Consider the following 2,500-nt stretch of genomic DNA (forward strand, 5'->3'; position numbering starts at 1 on the left):
GTATCGAGAGATTTTGTGTTTCTTTCTAGGTTTGGCGGTGACCTACTCTCCCACGTCTTGAGACGCAGTACCATCGGCGCGACGGCACTTAACTGCCGAGTTCGGGATGGGATCGGGTGTTTTGCTCGTGCTATGACCACCAAACCGAGAAAGAAACACAGAACCTGCGGATGCAGGTTTTGTGTTGGTGGGCGAAAGCGGCTTTGCTTGCAAATTTGCGTGCCCACACCGTTTCCGGGTGGGTGCTGCTTTCGCCCCCAACATCACATCAGTCATTGTCTTGACGTCCAAGTCTTTCGCACCTGGTGTACTTTCGATCTGTTTTCACGTGCTTTCGCGCCGTGAAGTCCAGCTTCCACTGGATCAAATCAAGCCTATCGAGCAATTAGTACCGGTCAACTGAGCACATTGCTGCGCTTACATCTCCGGCCTATCGACGAGGTGGTCTACCTCGGCTCTCAGGGATACCTTGTTTTGAGGGGGGCTTCCCGCTTAGATGCCTTCAGCGGTTATCCTGTCCGATCATAGCTACCCAGCACTGCCATTGGCATGACAACTGGTCCACCAGTGGATCGTTCACCCCGGTCCTCTCGTACTAGGGGCAACTCCTCTCAAGTATCCTACACCCACGGCAGATAGGGACCGAACTGTCTCACGACGTTCTAAACCCAGCTCACGTACCTCTTTAAACGGCGAACAGCCGTACCCTTGGGACCTGCTCCAGCCCCAGGATGAGATGAGCCGACATCGAGGTGCCAAACGGTGCCGTCGATATGGACTCTTGGGCACCATCAGCCTGTTATCCCCGGCGTACCTTTTATCCGTTGAGCGATGGCCCTTCCACTCGGGACCACCGGATCACTATGGCCGTCTTTCGACTCTGCTCGACATGTACGTCTCGCAGTCAGGCTGGCTTCTGCCATTGCACTCAACGAGCGATTTCCGACCGCTCTGAGCCAACCTTCGCGCGCCTCCGTTACTGTTTGGGAGGCGACCGCCCCAGTCAAACTACCCACCACACAGGGTCCCGGATCCGGATGACGGACCGCGGTTAGACATCAAGCAAGGCAAGGGTGGTATCTCAAGGATGGCTCCACAGCCACTGGCGTGACTGCTTCAAAGCCTACCACCTATCCTGCACATGCCTGACCTGATGCCAGTGTGAAGTTGTAGTAAAGGTGCACGGGGTCTTTCCGTCTAACCGCGGGAAGCCTGCATCTTGACAGGCAATTCAATTTCGCTGAGTCGATGTTGGAGACAGCGGGGAAGTCGTTACGCCATTCGTGCAGGTCGGAACTTACCCGACAAGGAATTTCGCTACCTTAGGACCGTTATAGTTACGGCCGCCGTTTACCTGGGCTTCAATTCAAGGCTTGCACCTCTCCTTTTAACCTTCAGGCACCGGGCAGGCGTCAGACCCTATACGTCGTCTTGCGACTTCGCAGAGCCCTGTGTTTTTAGTAAACAGTCGCCACCCCCTGGTTTGTGCCCCCCGCCCATAGTTGCCTACGAACGGGGCCTCCTTCTCGCGAACTTACGGAGGTATTTTGCCGAGTTCCTTCAACATCGTTCTCTCAAGCGCCTTGGTATTCTCTACCAGTCCACCTGTGTCGGTTTAGGGTACGATCCAATGATGGAGCTATTTCCAGGGACCACTCAGCAGCCCATTCAATCCGATAAGGATGAACTACCTCTGTGATCCGTCACTTCCATCTGGCCCAGGAATATTAACCTGGTTCCCATCGACTACGCCTTTCGGCCTCGCCTTAGGGGTCGGCTTACCCTGCTCAGATTAGCTTTAAGCAGGAACCCTTGGACTTTCGGCGACAGGGTCTCTCACCCTGTTTGTCGCTACTCATGTCATCATTCTCGCTAGTGATCTCTCCACCGGATCGCTCACGCGCCGGCTTCACAGAAAACCCCTTGTGTCCGCTACGGTCTGACGACCGCAAAAGACACATGGAGTTATGTCACACTACGCTCCGCTACCATGCACTATGTGCATCCTAAGCTTCGGCTCATGGCTTGAGCCCCGTTACATCTTCGCCGCAAGACAGCTTGTCTAGACCAGTGAGCTGTTACGCTATCTTTAAAGGATGGCTGCTTCTAAGCCAACCTCCTGGTTGTTTTGGCCGTCTCACATGCTTTCCCACTTAGCCATGAATTAGGGGCCTTAGCTGTAGGTCAGGGTTGTTTCCCTCTTCACGACGGACGTTAGCACCCGCCGTGTGTCTGCCATCTATTACTCCCGGGTATTCGGAGTTTGGTTAGGATCAGTAAGCCTGTGGGGCCCCATTACCCATCCAGTGCTCTACCCCCCGGGGTATTCGGATGACGCTCTACCTAAATAGATTTCGCGGAGAACCAGCTATCTCCGAGTTTGATTGGCCTTTCACCCCTAGGCACACCTCATCCCGACCTTTTTCAACAGGTGTGGGTTCGGACCTCCAGTTAGTGTTACCTAACCTTCATCCTGGGCATGCCTAGATCACTCGGTTTC

Annotated in this window: 2 rRNA genes (1 of these 2 cut by a window edge); both read right to left on the reverse strand. The window is 54.4% G+C overall.

Annotated elements, in window-relative coordinates:
* Positions 1-29 precede the first annotated feature (29 nt).
* Positions 30-144, reverse strand: a 5S ribosomal RNA gene (rrf, locus tag CFP68_RS17725).
* 220 nt (positions 145-364) lie between these two features.
* Positions 365-2,500 (reverse strand): 23S ribosomal RNA (locus CFP68_RS17730) (it continues 698 nt past the right edge of the window).

The organism is Oceaniglobus indicus (assembly GCF_002751875.1).
GTDB classification, from domain to species: domain Bacteria; phylum Pseudomonadota; class Alphaproteobacteria; order Rhodobacterales; family Rhodobacteraceae; genus Oceaniglobus; species Oceaniglobus indicus.